At 30.2% G+C, this 18,215-nt stretch carries 19 protein-coding genes; 3 read left to right on the top strand and 16 right to left on the bottom strand.

The window, feature by feature from the left end:
- Window positions 1-322: 322 nt before the first annotated feature.
- Entirely contained in the window at window positions 323-1,060 is a 738-nt protein-coding gene (locus tag C7447_RS12875) for a hypothetical protein (RefSeq protein ID WP_148870925.1), read from the bottom strand.
- A 223-nt stretch (window positions 1,061-1,283) separates the two neighbouring features.
- On the opposite strand from C7447_RS12875, the gene C7447_RS12880 reads away from it, so the two are divergent.
- Window positions 1,284-1,763 (top strand): DinB family protein, encoded by a 480-nt coding sequence (locus C7447_RS12880; RefSeq protein WP_148870926.1) that lies wholly within the window; start codon window positions 1,284-1,286, stop codon window positions 1,761-1,763.
- Window positions 1,764-1,771: 8 nt separating this feature from the next.
- On the opposite strand, the gene C7447_RS12885 is transcribed toward C7447_RS12880, so the two are convergent.
- The 11 genes from C7447_RS12885 to rplS all read right to left on the bottom strand — a co-directional run bounded on the left by C7447_RS12885 (window position 1,772) and on the right by rplS (window position 12,375).
- The gene (locus tag C7447_RS12885; RefSeq protein ID WP_148870927.1) at window positions 1,772-2,947 is read right to left on the bottom strand and encodes a gliding motility-associated C-terminal domain-containing protein; all 1,176 of its coding nucleotides are present in this window, start codon (window positions 2,945-2,947) and stop codon (window positions 1,772-1,774) included.
- A gap of 8 nt (window positions 2,948-2,955) precedes the next feature.
- Window positions 2,956-3,813 carry a G8 domain-containing protein gene (locus C7447_RS12890; RefSeq protein WP_148870928.1) on the bottom strand — a complete coding sequence of 286 codons (858 nt, stop codon included), beginning with the start codon at window positions 3,811-3,813 and terminating at the stop codon, window positions 2,956-2,958.
- A gap of 17 nt (window positions 3,814-3,830) precedes the next feature.
- Window positions 3,831-5,009 carry a hypothetical protein gene (locus tag C7447_RS12895; protein WP_148870929.1) on the bottom strand — a complete coding sequence of 393 codons (1,179 nt, stop codon included), beginning with the start codon at window positions 5,007-5,009 and terminating at the stop codon, window positions 3,831-3,833.
- A 22-nt stretch (window positions 5,010-5,031) separates the two neighbouring features.
- Window positions 5,032-5,175 carry a hypothetical protein gene (locus C7447_RS14865; RefSeq protein ID WP_170246036.1) on the bottom strand — a complete coding sequence of 48 codons (144 nt, stop codon included), beginning with the start codon at window positions 5,173-5,175 and terminating at the stop codon, window positions 5,032-5,034.
- A gap of 191 nt (window positions 5,176-5,366) precedes the next feature.
- The gene (locus C7447_RS12900) at window positions 5,367-5,771 is read right to left on the bottom strand and encodes a hypothetical protein (RefSeq protein WP_148870930.1); all 405 of its coding nucleotides are present in this window, start codon (window positions 5,769-5,771) and stop codon (window positions 5,367-5,369) included.
- A 35-nt stretch (window positions 5,772-5,806) separates the two neighbouring features.
- On the bottom strand, window positions 5,807-6,736 hold the full coding sequence (locus C7447_RS12905) for a hypothetical protein (RefSeq protein WP_148870931.1): 930 nt from the start codon (window positions 6,734-6,736) through the stop codon (window positions 5,807-5,809).
- A gap of 121 nt (window positions 6,737-6,857) precedes the next feature.
- Complete coding sequence (locus tag C7447_RS12910; protein WP_148870932.1) at window positions 6,858-7,907, bottom strand: ATP-grasp domain-containing protein; 1,050 nt, start codon at window positions 7,905-7,907, stop codon at window positions 6,858-6,860.
- A gap of 1 nt (window position 7,908) precedes the next feature.
- Window positions 7,909-8,145, bottom strand: coding sequence for a DUF6095 family protein (locus C7447_RS12915; RefSeq protein ID WP_148870933.1), 237 nt, complete (start codon window positions 8,143-8,145; stop codon window positions 7,909-7,911).
- Window positions 8,146-8,147: 2 nt separating this feature from the next.
- A complete protein-coding gene (murQ, locus tag C7447_RS12920; RefSeq protein WP_148870934.1) occupies window positions 8,148-8,960 on the bottom strand; it encodes an N-acetylmuramic acid 6-phosphate etherase in 813 nt (270 codons plus the stop codon).
- A gap of 173 nt (window positions 8,961-9,133) precedes the next feature.
- Window positions 9,134-11,359, bottom strand: a complete 2,226-nt coding sequence (locus C7447_RS12925) for an NADP-dependent isocitrate dehydrogenase (RefSeq protein ID WP_148870935.1) — start codon at window positions 11,357-11,359, stop codon at window positions 9,134-9,136.
- 668 nt (window positions 11,360-12,027) lie between these two features.
- Window positions 12,028-12,375, bottom strand: coding sequence for a 50S ribosomal protein L19 (gene rplS, locus C7447_RS12930; protein WP_148870936.1), 348 nt, complete (start codon window positions 12,373-12,375; stop codon window positions 12,028-12,030).
- A 497-nt stretch (window positions 12,376-12,872) separates the two neighbouring features.
- Between rplS and C7447_RS12935 the strand changes: the two genes are divergently transcribed.
- Together C7447_RS12935 and C7447_RS12940 are read left to right on the top strand one after the other, a co-directional pair.
- Window positions 12,873-13,322 (top strand): phosphatase PAP2 family protein, encoded by a 450-nt coding sequence (locus C7447_RS12935; protein ID WP_170246038.1) that lies wholly within the window; start codon window positions 12,873-12,875, stop codon window positions 13,320-13,322.
- Window positions 13,322-14,815: an ArnT family glycosyltransferase gene (locus C7447_RS12940; protein WP_148870938.1), complete on the top strand. Its 1,494-nt coding sequence runs from the start codon at window positions 13,322-13,324 to the stop codon at window positions 14,813-14,815. Before C7447_RS12935 ends, C7447_RS12940 begins: the two co-directional genes overlap by 1 nt.
- Here the strand turns inward: C7447_RS12940 and C7447_RS12945 are convergent.
- From C7447_RS12945 to C7447_RS12960, 4 genes are read right to left on the bottom strand one after another with little or no spacing between them, the layout of a single operon-like run.
- Window positions 14,805-16,283, bottom strand: a complete 1,479-nt coding sequence (locus C7447_RS12945; RefSeq protein WP_148870939.1) for a glycosyltransferase family 39 protein — start codon at window positions 16,281-16,283, stop codon at window positions 14,805-14,807. The genes C7447_RS12940 and C7447_RS12945 overlap by 11 nt on opposite strands.
- Window positions 16,276-16,953 carry a tRNA (guanosine(37)-N1)-methyltransferase TrmD gene (gene trmD / locus C7447_RS12950; protein ID WP_148870940.1) on the bottom strand — a complete coding sequence of 226 codons (678 nt, stop codon included), beginning with the start codon at window positions 16,951-16,953 and terminating at the stop codon, window positions 16,276-16,278. Before trmD ends, C7447_RS12945 begins: the two co-directional genes overlap by 8 nt.
- A 51-nt stretch (window positions 16,954-17,004) precedes the next feature.
- Window positions 17,005-17,664 (bottom strand): pyridoxamine 5'-phosphate oxidase family protein, encoded by a 660-nt coding sequence (locus C7447_RS12955; RefSeq protein WP_148870941.1) that lies wholly within the window; start codon window positions 17,662-17,664, stop codon window positions 17,005-17,007.
- Window positions 17,665-17,674: 10 nt separating this feature from the next.
- Window positions 17,675-18,193, bottom strand: coding sequence for a DinB family protein (locus C7447_RS12960; protein ID WP_148870942.1), 519 nt, complete (start codon window positions 18,191-18,193; stop codon window positions 17,675-17,677).
- Window positions 18,194-18,215: the final 22 nt, after the last annotated feature.

An 18,215-nucleotide genomic window follows, 5' to 3' on the forward strand; every position in this document is an offset into this window, starting at 1 on the left:
TACTGCCAATGGTGGGAGAGTAGGTCGTCGCCTTTCTTTATACAGAAACCCAATCTTATATAAGATTGGGTTTTTTTTGTTTATAATACTTGCTATTAGGTTTTAATAAGAGTGCATTTACTATATAAACAGATTGAACTTTTAAGGCTTAATTTTTTATTGTTTTTAAATGCGTGAAGGGATATAGTGAAAATCCAACAGCGATCAAAGAGCGAAGACTTTCTTATAGCGTTATTACTAAGAATTATAAAGTAATAAATTTATAATTCTTAGTAATAACGCTAAAAAAAATCCGAAGCTTTGAACTCCGGATTTTATAATTTTATCTATTTCTTTTTGAACGCCCTTTTTGCTCTGGTTTTACAATCCTTTTATCTTGGTGTTTTTTGTAATGTTTTACCATTTTTTTTCCTGGCTTTTTGCGTTTTAATATTTTATTTCTTTTACCAATTTTAGCATTAGGTACAGCTTTGTAATAAAAATAGTTGTTATCTTCTTTAAATTGACGATAGTTATTTCTAAAGTCTCTTTTGTAAAAATATGCATCTTCATATTCGCAAACATCTCCTAGGTTTATATTAATATTTAATCCATTATTGTAATAATAATCATTGTTATATTGTCTACCCGTTTTTACAAAACCTCTAAAATGAGGGTAGCCCCAACGGTCATAATTTATTTTTAGATGACCAACTTTTGAAAGTTGTCCGAATCTATAACTCATAAAAACGTTACCAATGCGTGATACATTACCTCTAACATCATAATTAATAAATACAGCACCAACTTTTCTTACACGACCACGAAAATCTCTTTCAATTTTAACTCCACTATTTATTCTCATCCCGTTATAATCGTAGTAGCGGTCGTTTCTGGTATGTGTATTAAAATCGAAATTACCATCTAAATATACAAGAAATTCTACACTTCGCTCCGTAAAAGTTACTGCGTCGTTATAAGGATAGTTAACCCCAATATTGTTATTTGTTGTATTAATGTCTTTTGCAGATATACTTGTTAAACTTAAAAGTCCAATTAATAAAAATATCCCTTTTTTCATAATATTAAATTTTAGGGTTATGCTTACTCTATATGCTTTTCGGCTACCGCATTTGTGAGTTATTTTTCAAATAGCATGCCATAATTTTTTTTTAATGGTCATTTTAGTTTAAGTGTCAATATATTAGTGTTTTAGTTTTGTTTTTAAATTTCGTTTATAAACAATTTTAAAGACCAATGTAAAATTATTTATATTTATGCGACTTACAACGAAACTTAATTGAATGATTGAAGCAATAGAAAAAAACTTACAAAGAGGTATTAAACTTTTAGAAGCTATTTCTGATGAACAATATAGCGATTGTACAATTCCTCCTTATTATTCAAGTATAGGTAATAATATGCGTCATATACTCGATATTTTTTCTTGTATATTTAATGGTTTAGATAATGAATGTGTTGATTTTTCTGACAGAAACAGATGTGAATCTGCACAACAAGAAACTGCTGTTGGAATCACTTATTTTAATGAGATTATAGAAAAACTATATAGGTTAAAATCAGAAGATTTTAATAAAATTATAGAAGTTACAGATGATTTAGGTGCAGGGAAAATGACTGCTAATTATACTTTAGGTAGTGCTTTAATACAGGCGCATAGCCATGCAATACATCATTTTGCAAGTATTGGTTTTATTATTCATCAATTAGGGATAGAATTACCAGATGCTGATTTTGGATATAACCCAACCACACCTAGGTAAAACAGGAGCTATCGGTTGATGTATATCCAACCTCTTTTTTCTTTAGTTAAGTTAATATCTCCAAATTTTAAAATGTAAAAGTAGGTACCAACAGGTAATTTATTTTTTGATAATATAGTTGTTTTTGCAGTTGACACCCCTTCCCAATCATTTTTATAATTGTTAATTTCAAAAACAATTTCCCCCCATCTATTAAATATGAGGAGTTTATTTTCTTTAAATAGTTCCAAACCTTCAAATACTAAAGCATCATTAAGATTGTCACTATTCGGAGAAATTATAAAGTTATCGTTAGATACATCTCCATTATTAAATTCAGATCCAATGGTTATTACAATATAATCATCAGGTATAAATGTATTAGATGTTATTCGACCTTCATTTAAATTTCCTTCAATATCAGTTCTTCCTAAATCTACCCATTCGTTTTGTGTTTCACTCCACCCCACAACTCTTAAAAGGTTAGTATTCTGTGTTATTGCAGGTATATTACTTTGGGTATCCCAAGTTAAGGTAACAACAGTTTCTGTATTACCATCTAAATCCCAAAATTCATAATTGCTAATGTTTTCTATAAAAAGTTGCTTTTCGGAGGTTGTAAAATTTGTTGAAAATATTGTTGGTGTATTCGGATCTTCAAAAAAATAAGCGCCTTTAAAAAAGGTGTTTTGACTTTGAAAAGGAGTAATCATAGGGCGAAATCTATCATCATCTCCAATAGGAAAAACAAATTCATCCTCTCCAGTTATAGATGCATAACCATCAGTATGATTGTTATCGTCTTCACCTATATAAACATTATAATTTATAAAATCTAAAGAAATGTTAGTGTTGTTTCTAGGGGTAATTACTTTACCGTTTACAAATTCTAATTCATTTGTAACTCCCAAAGATGTATTTAACTGAAGATTGTTAATAGCATCAATCTCAACATTATAAAAAACAGCCTTGTTTGTACCAGATACCGTTCTAACTTCATTATCACTATAAAAACCGGTGTATCCCAAGTTATTAGTATCAAAAACACCGTCGTTTATAAAATTGGTATGAAAACCTATTTCGGCGTTATTATGCATTTGGATATTGCCAAAATTTTTAAAAGCTGTTTGACCTAAACAAATAACAATACTGCTCATAAAAGTGAGTGTAAAAAGAGAAATTTTATATTTACTATCTTTTAACATTTTAGGTACTAAATTTTATTTGTTACTCTAAAAGTTATTCTCCTATTGGTTATTACTTTTTTAGTACTAAAAGCAGTAATATTAACTGTTGTTGAATTTGTATGCTTTGTTCCAGAGGCATTTGTTATAACTACCTTATAAATATATGTTCCTGCTATGGTAGGGACATCTGTTGGGTTTTCATCTGTAGAAGAAAATCCAGAGCCAGTAGGAGGAGTAACTGTCCAGTTATATGTAATAGGATTATCAGATAGTTGTGGTCCAGATGGATTCGCAAAGAGCGTAACCGTTTGACCAAGGTTAATTTGAGTATTTGAACTAGGATCAACTCTTAAATCTATACCATTTATTTCACTAAAAGAATAAAGTGTACCAGAACCACCTCCATTACACGTAGCATAATTAGCACTACCTATTATTAATTTTCGGTTAGCATTACAGCCGCTAGAAGTTAATCCTGGACTGCCAGTGTTAATTGTCAGATTAGAACCTAGGGGTAATGTTAAAGTTGAATTTGCAGACCAAAAAATAGTACCATTGGTAGTAATTATTACATTAGGTGTGTTCAAAGTTTGATCACTATCTACTTCTAAAATTCCTTCGATAGTTAGTGAGTTTAAAATATTTGGTGTAATAATAGACGTATCAATTACTATTGTATGTCCGTTTAAAATCGTAACATCATTTGTAGTGCCATTGCCAGGATAATACAATGCAGGTATCCAGAAGCTACCATCATACATTTGCCAGTTTCCAACTACACTCCAATCCGCCGAAGCGATGGTTCTAAAATCATTAAGACTTTGAGAAGATATTTCGCAAATGGTTACTAAAATTAGTAATAAAGATAAAAAAGTTGCTTTCATATTCTTTTGCGCATATTTTATTTAACTACAAATACAACATTAATTATTGTATTATCGTTAAGCGGGACAAAAATCACATCGTAAGTCATAACACCATTAGCATCTATACTAACATTACTAAAAATAGTTGGATCGTAATATGTTACATAGTAGTATAAATCAGTTCTAGCATAGGTAGGAATAGCAGAAGGAGCTCCAGCACTAGCAACAGAAGGTGTGTTAAATTGATTAAAATACTCAGCATACAAATCTTTAGTTTCATCTCCAGGAGGAGTTAAAAGAACAGATATAGCACTGATATCTATAGCAATGGATGGAGGGTAAAATATCCTAGCTGCTTTTATTGGACTAAATTCGACCCAAGTAGATCCATCATATATTTTGGTTGAAGTATGATTAGTATCAGAAGTATCGAACCAAACATCACCTTCTACAGGAGCAGCCGGAGCTGTAATAGACGTTGTAACAGTATTACTACTTCCGGAAGAACTATCTATCCAATCTGTACCTGTAGCTGTAGACGAAAGAACTTGTCCCGCTGTACCAGTTTCATTATTACTATCACTATAACTTCCTGTAACACTTAAGTTTTGGCCAATAGATAAACTTTGACCAATACTTACGTTTTGAGTGTTATCTATACTTAAAGCGTTAACACCTCCTGTAGAAAAACCTAATTGATTTGTACCTATTAGATACATTCCAGTATCAGAATCATTCGAAAACCTGTATGAAGGTTGACCAAAAGTACCGTCGGCATTATTTATAGCTGTTCCTCTAATTGCTCCTTGTACCGTTAATTTATTACTACCAGTAAGCGGTGTACCTAAACTTAGTCTGTTTAAGCTATTATCCCAAAAAAGCTGATTATTATTTTCAGTAGGCGTACCATCTGTATTTGCAAAAAAAATAGAACCAGGAGTACCCGTATGCGAACCTGATGAGGATAAATTTAACCAAGTACTGCCATCCCAAATTTTAATAGTATTGGTAGAGGTGTCAGACCATATATCATTTTCAAGAGGTGAAGCTGGTGCTGTGGTTGAAGTTATAACAGTATTATTTCTAATGGAAGCTATGGTTCCTTTATTATCAATTACCCTAACTTCTTGTGCGTTTATTTTTAATGTTAAAAATAACGCACAAGCTATAAGTATTAATATATTTATTATTTTATTAAGGTTATGATTACGCATGTACAATTAAAAACTTAGTTGATTATTTTACGTATTGTACTTCAATTATATCACCTGTATATAATGTCCAATCGTTAGGGTCTGTAGCATTAGGAACAAGAGTAACAACAGATCCGGCAACAGTATAATCTACATTTGCAATTAATTTAGCACCATTTCTATACACCCATACTTTACTATAGTCAGGTAAAGGAATTTGAGCGCCACCTAAAGCAGGTGTACCTGCAGTAACATCAAAAGCTAATTCTCCAGCAGTTGGTGCAGCACCAGCAACGGCAGCTGTAAATACTGTTTGGCCACTTTCAATTAAGTCAGTTACTAGTATTTTTCTAACAGCTCCTGTCGCTTCGTCTCTAACTAGAATATATAACCACTAGTATCTAGAGTTGCTGTAGTAGCGGCAGCACCTGCTTCTAAAACAACATCATTAACATTAAAGTTACCACCATTAATAGTAAGAGCTTCTGTAGCTCCAGTAGTAATAGTAGTATTAGATGTAAGTGTGCCTCCTAATTGCCAAGTTGTAATGACACCTCCATCTGGAGCAGTATCAGTAAAAGAGGTAAGTCCATTTTCAACCTGTAAGTACTTTTTAGTACCTTTATTATCTATAACTCTAACAGAAGTGGCAGTACTACCTAATGTAGCGTTTGCTTTTTTACCAATGTTTCCTGTTGTTGTTTGCGCATTAACAGCTCCTGCTGCCATCATTACTATTGCAAATACTGCAAATTTTAGTTTTTTTGTAACTTCTGTTTTCATAATTGATAATTTATTTATTTTTCTTTTTTAGATTATTAATAAAATTGAACTATTTTTATTTGATCCCCTTGATAGCAAACCGCTTCTGGTTCTACTTCAATGGTGGTATTGTTTATTATTGTAAAATCTATACGTACTCCGTTTCTATATACATTGATTTTATCTGTAGAAAATAATGTTAAACCATTAAACACTAATTGTCCGTTATTGGCTATAATTTCAGTTACATCCTCTCTAAAAAGATTGGTAGAATTAATTTTTCTTAATTCTCCTGTTGTTTGGTTTACTGTTACAATATCGTCTTCGATAACATCTCCATCTTCTAAGCCAGTTATTGCCAACGTATTTATGGCGCTAGTTTCTAAAATAGTAGGTTTAATTAATGTGCCACCTAATTGAATCGTATTATTTGTGGCTATAGAAATTCCATTATCTGTACTAAAATTAAAGTTAGAATTTACCCAGGTTGTACCGTTATAAGCATAAATTTCTCCAGTAGTTTGGTCAACATAAACTTCTCCTGCAATTGGGTATTGAGCATTACTTGAAGTAGGAGAGCCATTACCTCTTCTAGGATTTGAGTCTGTTGGAATCCACGCACTACCATTCCAAATACTAACTACGTTATTAGCAGTGTCGTTAATCCAAAAATCACCCATATCATTGTTGGTAGGAGCAGTAGAAGAAGTAGTAACATTAGTTTCAATATTACATAGGCTGACCCAAGAAGAACCATTGTACATAAAAATACAATTTACACTAGTATTGTAAACCATAGCTCCTGTAAGAGGCTGAATGTTATTCATTTCTGAATTAGACATTCTACTTATCACTAATACTTTATCAGAACTTTCTAGTTCTAGAATAGAAGTAGCATTTATTTGAGAAGGATTATTTCCAATTTTAACTTGAGAGTATACTGCCATACTCGTCAAAATAAACAAGATAATAATTATTCTTTTCATAGTTAATTGGTCAAATTTCGGGGCCTGCTAATATAGTAATATTTTAAAATATTAACATATTTTTATGATTATATATTTTTTAGACACAAAAAATATATATGGGTCACAAAAAAATAGTTTTTTATTGTAGTTTTTTTATAGTTGAAATATAATCTCTTAACTGAAGAATTTCATCAATAAATTTTCGAGGGCTTTTATATGGAATATTAAATTCTTTGTGATTTGTTATTGCAATTTTGAATAATGATTTCCAATGGCTTCTAATAGCTTTTAGAGCTTTAAAATAAGTATAATTTTGGCTGTCGTAAATATGTGTAGGTTCAGAAATAATTCCGTTTATCTCTAAAACTTTGAAGTCAAATCCGTTTTCAAGTTCCTCAAATTTATTGTATTTAATGTCAACTCGTCCGTAATACCAACCGTCAATGGATTTACTTAGTTCATCAAATGTTTTTTTTAGTTGTTTAGAAATTAAATGATTTCCATTGATAAACTGAGTTCCTTTAGAATGATTGCCTATAGCGGTAAGTTTTATGGTTTCTTTTTCCTTCGGAACGCTATGTATTATTTCTTGATGAATTTTTTCGAATAAATCGATATAAAGTTTCGCTCTATTATCAGATAAAATAAGTTCTTCTAGCGTAGAAGTTCCATCGCCTTCAACAGATAAAAAATGTTTTAAGGTTAGTGAACTTATATTACCCTTTTTTGAATTCGGATTTCGATGATAAAACACACCGCATTCGTTTTCGTAATCCAAAAATTCTTGAATAATTATTTTTATAGGATAATTATCTAAATAGTATTTTAATTCTTTTTTAGAATTTATCTTTTTAACCAACAAACCTCTAAAACCAATATCTGGTTTTGCAATGATAGGAAAAGTTATTTTATTTTTTTCTAATTGAAGTAAAACTGAAGTGAAATCTGTATTTGGTAGAATTAAAATTGATTTAGGTCTGTACTTTTCTGGAACTAATAGAATGGTTTTATACTTACTTTCAGTACCATTTCCTGAGCTTTTCATACCAGGATTTGTTGCTGTAAAAAATGTTATGTTTTTTGCTCTAATAGCTAAATAAAAAGCATAAGGGAGGTTAGGGACATAAAACATAGATGAAGGCCAATGCTCCCAATTCAGAATTTTTTCTATGGATGAACTTCTACGCAAGCTATTTTCTAAATAATACGTCTAAAAAAGATTGAAAGGTTTTAAATCCGAAGTAAACAGTGAATAAAATCATACAAATTCCGATTACTAATAAAGCGTATGCAATTAACACTCCTGGATTTTCAGTATAAATTTTTAGTGCTTTAAAAGCAACATTTAAAACGATAGGAGATATAATTAGTAAGCCTAATAATATTAATAATCTTTTTAAAGGTTTTTCATACGGACTTCCTTCCATAATTAAGATTTATAGTTTTTAATAGCTTCTCTAACATTGCCAAATTTGCGTATAAGCTCTTTGGCAGTTTTTAAGTCGATATTTAATTCTGAAACTAACATTCTTTGAGCTCTTTCGACCAATTTATTGTTAGAAAGTTGCATATCAATCATTTTATTTCCTTTTATTTTTCCCAGTTGAACCATGCTTACGGTAGATAGCATGTTTAATACAAGCTTTTGTGCAGTTCCTGCTTTCATACGAGAACTACCAGTCACAAATTCTGGACCAACAACTACTTCAACTGGGAATTGTACGGTCTGGGCCAAAGGACTTCCCTCATTACAGGTTATACAGCCTGTTGTAATATCATTTTTATTACATTTTTCTAATGCAGAAATTACATAAGGAGTAGTTCCTGATGCAGCAATTCCAACCACAACATCTTTATTTGAAATATTGTGTTTTAGTAAATCTTTCCAACCCTCTTTTGTGCTATCTTCAGCAAACTCAACCGCTTTTCTAATGGCAGTATCTCCTCCTGCAATTAAACCAATAACGAGTTCATGAGGAACACCAAAAGTAGGGGGGCACTCTGAAGCATCAACAATGCCTAATCTACCACTTGTTCCAGCACCTATATAAAATAACCTACCACCAATTTTGAGTTTTTGAACTATTTGTTTAGTTAGTTCTTCAATTTGTGGCAATGCTTTTTCTACCGCTAAAGGAACAGTTTTATCTTCTGTATTAATGTTTTTTAATAATTCAGAAATACTCATCTTTTCAAGATGATTATATTTTGATGATTGTTCGGTTGTTTTTGTAAAGCTCATGTTTCAAAAATACATATTAATACGTTATTTCAGTTTTTTTTGAAATTAATTGTGACTTTTTAAAAAAGAAAGTGTCAAATAGAAAGAGCTAGATGAAGAAGAAGGAAAGAGAAGAGAAAGAGGAATAAAAAAAGCGAGTGAAATTTCACTCGCTTTTTTTTATGATTTTAATTTTATATCGTGGTTAAAATGCTGTTTAATAATTTACTAGGTCTCATGGCATTATTAACCAATTCTTCATTTGGTTCATAATATCCTCCAATGTTAATTGGTTTACCTTGAATTTCGTTTAATTCATTTACAATAGCATTTTCATTTTTAGCAAACTCTTTTGCTATAGGAGTAAATTCTGTTTTTAAATCAGCATCTTTATCCTGATTTGCTAATTCTTGCGCCCAATACATTGCTAAGTAAAAATGACTTCCACGATTGTCTAATTCTCCAGCTTTACGAGATGGTCCTTTTTTATTCTCTAATAATTTATCGGTTGCGTTGTCTAGAGCTTCCGCTAAAACTTTTGCTTTTGCATTGTTAGTAGTTTCTCCTAAATGTTCTAACGAAACAGCTAAAGCCAAGAACTCCCCTAAAGAATCCCAACGTAAGTGGTTTTCTTCTACAAATTGTTGAACGTGTTTTGGAGCAGATCCACCAGCTCCCGTTTCAAATAATCCACCGCCATTCATTAAAGGAACAATTGATAACATTTTTGCAGATGTTCCTAATTCCAAGATCGGGAATAAATCAGTTAAATAATCACGTAAAACGTTTCCTGTTACAGAAATAGTGTCTTCTCCTTTTTTAACTCTTTCTAAAGTATATTGAGTAGCATCAGCAACAGATAAAATTTTAATTTCTAATCCTGTTGTATCATGATTAGGTAAATATTTTTCTACTTTTTTGATGATTTCCGCATCGTGAGCTCTATTTTTATCTAGCCAAAAAACAGCAGGAGTTTGTGTAGCTTTAGCTCTTGATACAGCTAATTTAACCCAATCTTCTATAGGAGCATCTTTTGTTTGACACATTCTCCAAATATCACCTTGCTCTACTGTATGCTCTAATAATGTCTTTCCTTCTGAATTAATTACAGAAACCTTACCGTTAGATGCAATTTCAAAAGTTTTATCATGAGAGCCGTATTCTTCTGCTTTCTGAGCCATTAAACCAACGTTAGGGACAGTTCCCATTGTTGTTGGGTCAAAAGCGCCGTTTTTCTTACAAAAATCGATGGTAGCTTCATATAAAGGAGCGTAAGAACTATCTGGAATTACCGCTTTGGTATCTTGTTGTTTTCCTTCTTTATTCCACATTTGTCCAGAAGTACGAATCATTGCAGGCATAGAAGCATCAATAATTATATCTGAAGGAACGTGTAGGTTGGTAATTCCTTTATCAGAATCTACCATTGCAACATCTGGATTGTTATCGTATGCTTTTTGAATATCAGCTAAAATTTCTGCTTTCTTTTCTGCAGAAACTTCCTCTAAATTGCTTAATAAGTTCCCAAAACCATTGTTAACATCTACACCTATTTTTTCGAAAGTTTCATTATGTTTAGCAAATACATCTTTGAAGAAAGTACGAACAGCATGACCAAAGATAATAGGGTCAGATACTTTCATCATCGTTGCTTTCATGTGTAATGAAAATAAAACTCCAGTTTTATTCGCATCGGTAACTTGTTCCTGTAAAAAGGTTAGCAATGCTTTTTTACTCATTACTGAAGCATCAATAATTTCTCCAGCTAATAGCGGTGTACTTGCTTTTAAAACAGTTTCTTTTCCGTTAGCATCAGTATGAATTATTTTTACATCTGTTGCGGTAGGTACAGTTACAGACTTTTCAGTATGTGCAAAATCTCCTGCTTTCATGGTTGCAACGTGTGTTTTAGAATTTGCAGACCAAGCACCCATTCTATGTGGATTCTTTTTTGCATAATTTTTAACTGCTTTTGGTGCACGACGATCTGAGTTACCTTCTCGCAATACTGGGTTTACAGCAGATCCTTTAATTTTATTATAACGGGCTAAAATTGCTTTTTCTTTGTCAGTTTTAGGCTCTTCAGGAAAATCTGGTAAATCATATCCTAAAGCTTGTAATTCTTTTATTGCCGCTTTTAATTGCGGAACAGAAGCGCTAATATTTGGTAATTTTATAATATTTGCTTCTGGTTTTTTAGCTAATTCACCTAAGAATGCTAAAGCATCTTCAACTCGTTGTTCTTCGAGTAAATAATCAGAAAAATTGGCTAAAATTCTTCCTGCTAGTGAAATATCTTTGGTTACAATTTCTATGTTAGATGATTTTGTAAAAGCTTTTACAATTGGCAAAAACGAACGCGTAGCTAGTGCAGGTGCTTCATCCGTTTTAGTGTACATAATTTTAGCTGTAGTACTCATATATTGATATATAATTTTTAGTTTGAAGTGGTGCAAATTTAAGCATTAGAATTGGAATTTTTGATGCTAAATTGTTATTAATAAGATTGTTTTATTAGAGATTTAATAAAATAAGTGCTTTTTTTTATTAAATATTTATATAAAAAAAAAGCCATATCATACAATTCCCTGTGTGATATGGCTCATTTGAAACAAATTTAATAATGAATAGCTCTATTTGTTAATCAAATAAAGAAATTTCTTTTCAAATATTCAAATTATCAAACTATTTCAAAAAAAAGAAACATTTCTATATACTAGTGTTATAACTAGATTTGTTAAGTTGATGTTTCTTAGTCTTTCAAAAATACTTCCTATTAATTTTCTTTACATTGTATTATAAAGTTTCTTATCTAAAAATAAATAAGTAAGCCTCTATGTTTTATATAATTAATCATTAAAGTATCATGAAAAACACGATTATAAAGAACGTTATTTTAAATTTATGCGTATAAATAAACGTTTAAATATATGCATCTATTCAAATATACAAACAAAATTTTCAATACAGCTTATTTTAACAAATTAGATATCAACAGATTAAAAACAATACTTATTAACATTTGTAAATAAAAAAAAGCGATGTGAAATTCACATCGCTTTTTTTATTTCTAGAAAGAAAAATAATATTAGTTTCTTCTTTCTTTAATTCTTGCTTTCTTACCTGTAAGATCTCTAAAGTAGTAAATACGAGCTCTACGTACTTTACCTTTTTTGTTTAATTCAATTTTTTGAATTGTAGGTAAGTTAATAGGGAAGATACGCTCAACACCTACAGTACCAGACATTTTTCTGATAGTAAATGTTTCTGAAGCACCGTTACCTCTTTTTTGAATAACTACTCCTCTAAAAAACTGAGTACGTACTTTATCACCTTCTCTAATTTCGTAATAAACTGTAATTGTATCTCCAGCTGCGAATTTTGGTAACTCATTTTTAGTTACAAACTCGTCTTGTACAAATTTAACTAAATCCATTTGTATAATTTTTTTGTGTTTAACAAAGCAACATTCACGGTTTTCGTCAGAGGTTGATTTTGCGTGTGCAAATATATATATATATTTTAACTAGAGAAGTAAACAGTATGATTAATTTTTAGTTAAGTAAAGATAATTAATTTTAATAAAACATTGTTTTTTAGTTAAATGAGACTTGAAATTTTATAATAGTTTAAAATTTAGTTAAGCTTAAATGTAAAGATTGAAAATATATTGCATAAAAAATAAGCAATAAAATGAATTTAATAAATCTCCACTTAAATACTAAAACAGATAAGGTTAATGTGTTTGAAAGTTTTTTCACAAGGTTTGTATTGTTAGCAAAATCTGTTAAAAAAGAGACCGTATTTATTTATGCAGTTTTTTTTATATTTTCTATTTTGTCAATGTCAGTTTATAATAAACAAACTTTACATTTATTATTTAATAAGTATCATTCTGTCTTTTTTGATAATTTTTTTAAATATTCAACTTTTTTGGGAGACGGAATCATGTTTGGTGTTTTAACGATAATTTTCTTTTTTGTTAAAAAGAAGATGTCTTTAGTTTTTGCCATAAGTGGTGTTTTAACATTATTAATAACTCATTTTTTCAAAAAGATTATATTTAAAGGTATTCCTCGTCCAGCAAGATGTTTTGGGGCAGATGAATTACATTTAGTTGAAGGAGTGAAAATGGCATTTTGGAACTCTTTTCCTTCAGGTCACACCACAACAGCATTCGCAATATTCACAATTTTATGTTTGTATTTTAGTAAATGTAAGTCTCAGTATTTATGGGTTTCGTTAGCTGTTATTGCAGGACTGTCTCGTGTTTATTTATCGCAACATTTTTTGATGGATATTTTTGTAGGTTCTTTCATAGGAATTATTATTGGCTTTTTAAGTATGGGGCTTTTTTCTCATATTAAACAACGAGTTCATTAATGCTCTCATTTAAAAAAGCTACTTTTTTATTTATTTTTTTCAGTACATTATTACGTTTGTTTTTAGGTTCTAGTCTAGAATTTGGTAATGATGAAGTGTATTACTGGTTGTATGCTAAATATCCAGATTTCAGTCATTTTGATCATCCACCGATGGTTGGTTTTTTTATTCAGTTTTTTACGTTCAATTTAGAATTCGATTCTGAAGTAATAATAAGATTAGCAGCTATTATTCCAGCAAGTATAGGTATGTACCTTGTTTTTTTAATAGGAAGTTACCTAAAAGATGAAAAAGCCGGATTTATCGCTACAATTTTATATAATCTTAATATTTATGCATTTATAATAGCAGGAACTTTTATTTTACCAGATTCTCCATTAGTTTTATTTTGGTTATTGAGTTTTTACTTTTTTATTCAAGTATTACCGAACGAACCAGATAAAAAGTATAGAAAAAAACTATTCCTAGCTTTTTTCTTTTTAGGTTGTGCTATATATTCAAAATATCAAGCTGTTTTTTTACTGTTAGGAATCTGTTTATATGTGTTGTTGTTTAACAGAGAATGGTTAAAAAAGAACTATTTTCATTTGGGTTTTATTTTTCCATTACTAGCTGTATTTCTAATTTTTTATTGGAATTTTCAAAATAATTTTATCAGTTATAAATTTCATAATAATAGGGTTTCGTTATTTAGCTTTAAGCTTAATAAAGATTCGTTTTTGAGAGAGGTTTTAGGACAGATTTTGTACAATAATCCTTATATTGTTATTATCGTAATATTGATGATAATTTCTTGGTATAAGAAACAATTTGTTTTCGAAAAGAAATATATTTATTTGGTTTTTGTTTGTTCATTTCCGTTGATTTTTACAACCATTTATTTATCATTATTTAAAGATACATTACCACATTGGTCTGGTGTTTCATATATCGCATTATTGCCTGTTGCGGCTATTTATCTATCAAAAAAAGAAAATATTCATAAAAAGCTATTGATTGGTTTTTCTGGATTTTCATTGCTATTAATTATAGTAACATTTGTAATTAATGAAGGTTGGTGTTTGCCAAAATCAACTTCTGATAAGATAGAAAAATTAGGAAGAAAAGATGTTTTTATGGACATGTATGGTTGGCAGCAGACATCAGAAAAAGTAACAAAGGTTTTAAAAGAAAAGAATCTCATAAACTTACCGATTGTGTCAAACAGATGGTATCCTGCAGCACATATAGATTATTACATTGCAAGACCTAATAATATGAAAGTGTATGGAGTAGGGAGTTTAAAAGATACGCATAAATATTATTGGGTTAACCAAGAACATCCTCCTTTACAAAAGAAAGTCTTATATATTACCGATAGTAGAAATTATAAAAATCCACAAAAGTTATATGGTGAAGAGTACAATACGATTGATTATATAGAAACAATTCCTATTGAACGTAATCGAGAGATTGTAAAATATGTTTTTGTTTACAGATTATCTAAGGAGTAGCGTTATAATTTTTACAATAATACACCCAAAATTTCCGTACTTCTTTATCATTTATTGAAACTATAATAGGTTCTAATTCTGTGATTTGACTAAAGTGAAATTTTAATTCAGGAAGAATATCTCCTTTTTTATTATGATTTTTAAAACGTTTATCAGAATCAATAAAAATAGCATTTTTACCATTTAGAGTTTTTAGATTATCTCCTAAATAATCAAAATGTAAGGCGTGTTTACCAATAATATTTTGTGCGTACACTTTTTCATCTAAATAAAAATTTAAACATGCTGATGTTTTATAATTATCATCAGAAAAAATAAATGTATTTGGATATGTTTTTTGAAGCTCTTTGGTTTCTTTAGCTAATTCTTTCCAACCTACCCAAGTGTCGTCACTTTTTATTGGTACGATATAAAAAATAACTTGCAAGGCTAATAATACATGAATAAAGATTGAAAACCCTATTTGCCATTTTATCAATTTTTTACTGATAAAAAAAGAAGCTAAAATTACCCCTGTAATATAAGAAGGCATCATCCAGTTTAATTTCACCCAATAAATAGGTGTCAAAGAAAAAAAACCTACAAATGTTGGAATAAAAAAAGCTAACAAGAATAAAACTTTGCTACTTGGTAATTTAAATTTAGTAATAGCTCTTTTTACGTACTTGTAAGTAAAAAAGGTAAAAACACTAAATAAAATAGGGAGTAATAAAAAAAGTTGATGACCAATGGCTCCGAAAAAGAAGTTAAAATTTAGATTTAATTTTGAAATACTTCCTGTTCTTTTGGTAGATTGAAATGCAAATGAAGCAAAATCATGTTGATAATTCCAATACCAAATGGGAAAGGTGACCGCTAGTGAAATTAGTAAACAAACCCATAACCAAGGTGATCGTAAGAGTTTTCTATATTTATTTGAAAAACCTAAAAATGCTAATAAGCCTATTTGCAAAAGAAGTGCAGTGTATTTACTATCAAAAGCAAGTCCCATGGTAATTCCACCTAAAAGCCAAAACCATTTCTTGTTTTCAAAAATAGCTTTGTATAAAAACAAAATACTTAATGTCCAGAATAATATTAAAGGGACATCTGGAGTTGAATTGAAGGTTAGAATAGAAATAAATAAAGTTGAAACTAATAATAGCGTTGCAGTATTAGCTCTTTCTTTTGATATGAATTTGGTTGCTAATTTGTAAAAACTATAAATAGTTAAAGAAGTAATTACAAAATCTGAAAATTTAATTACAAATACAGATTTTCCAAAAATGTCTGTAAATAAACGCAATTGATAGCCAATCATTCCTGGATGATCAAAATACGATAATGATAAATTTTCTCCGTAAAAATAATAATACGCATCTTGAGGCATTAAGCCCATAAATGGCAATAAGATGAAACGAAATAACTGAAAACCAAGTACCCAACTTGAAGCAGGATGCTCTTTAAAAAAAAGTAATACTTTATTCATCTAACAAATCGGGTCTAATTTCTTTGGTACGCTCATAAGCTTGTTCGCTTCTCCATTCTTCAATTTTCGGGAAATTCCCAGAAAGTAAAACCTCTGGAACTTTCATTCCGTCATATTCTGATGGACGTGTATACACAGGGGGCGATAATAAATTATCTTGAAAAGAATCGGTTAGGGCAGAGGTTTCATCTCCTAAAACTCCAGGAATTAAGCGTATAACAGCATCACATAAAACAGCAGCAGCTAATTCCCCTCCAGTTAAAACATAATCTCCAATAGAAATTTCTTTGGTAATAAATTTATCGCGAACTCGTTGGTCTACACCTTTATAATGTCCCGTTAAAATAATAATGTTTTCTTTTAAAGACAGCGTATTCGCAGTAGTTTGATTTAATGTTTTAGCGTCGGGAGTCATGTAAATAATTTCATCGTAATCACGTTCAGACTGCAATTTTTCAATGCATTTAGCTATCGGTTCAATCATTAAAACCATACCAGCGCCACCTCCAAATTGGTAATCGTCTATTTGACGGTAGTTACCAAAACCATACTCACGTAAATTATGTAGATGTACTTCTGCTATGTTTTTTTCAATAGCACGTTTCATCATTGAATTCTCAAACGGACTTCTTAATAAATCCGGTTCCACCGTAATAATATCTATTCGCATAGGTGCAAAAGTAACTAAAAAAGCCTTTTCCTAAGAAAAAGCTTTTTGATGTTATTTATGGCTTTGATAATAATTTAAAATATGCTGTGGAATTTCAATTCCATCTAATAATTTATCATCGGAAATAGGAGGTAAGGCAACTTGTTTTATAGGTATTAATCCAGCCCAAATTGGTAATTCATAATCTTCTAGTTCGTCGTTTACACCTTCATTTCTAATTTTGGCAGAAGCTGTTTCAATAGTAAATTCTACAACGATGGTTCTGTCTAACTCTTTTTGATACATCGGTCGTAACGATTGCCAATGATTCGGAACCATAGTATCCACAATTTGTTCTAAAATAGCAGCTTTTTCATTGTCGTCTACTACTTTTTTACAGTGTCCAAATAATGTTGCCGAACGATAATTTACCGAATGATGTAAGCCAGAACGAGCTAAAACCAAGGCGTCTAAATGCATTACTGTTATAGACGTTTTTTCTGCTTCTAAAATTGATAATAACATTCTGTTAGCTGTAGAACCGTGCAAATATATTTTATCATCTTTTCTAGCATAGGCCATAGGAATAGTGATTGGATATCCGTCATAGATATATCCAACGTAACATAAAAATCCTGCATCTAAAATAGTATTGATATGTTCTTTGTCGTAAACAGCACGATTTGCACCTCGTTTTACTCGGTTTAATTTATTTTTCTCAAATTCTTGCATAACTTAAAATTTATAAATAACGTTCTTTAATGATGTTAATATGCCAAATGCTATGTCCTAAAATTGTAAAAGCACAAGCTCTGGCTGAAATAGAAGAATCGCTTACTGTACCTACATATTTTAAATTTTTATCAGAAATACTATTAATAAGAGTGATAGAATACAATCTCGTAACTGTAAATTCATTTAGTAATGTTTCTAAAGTTTTGTGAGTTGCTTCTGAAGATATTATGTAGTCGTCTTGTTCAAAACCAGCTAAAGGAGTTTTATCATTTCTAGCGATACGCAAAAGACGATACATAAAAATACGTTCTGTATCAATAATGTGCTGTAATAATTCTTTAATTGTCCATTTTTCAGGTTGATAACGGTATTCTAACTTATCTTTAGGAATCGATGAAAAGAAGTTAATAACCATTTTTTTATCCTCTTCATATCCTTTTTTTAAATCTGTATTATCAGAAACCAAGTTGATATATCTCGAAAAATAATCGTTGTATTCTGTAGGTTGTAAATCTGATTTTAGCATAGTTGTAAGTTTTTGTTATCTC

The sequence above is a fragment of the Tenacibaculum adriaticum genome (genome assembly GCF_008124875.1).
In the GTDB taxonomy this organism is placed as follows: Bacteria; Bacteroidota; Bacteroidia; order Flavobacteriales; family Flavobacteriaceae; genus Polaribacter; species Polaribacter adriaticus.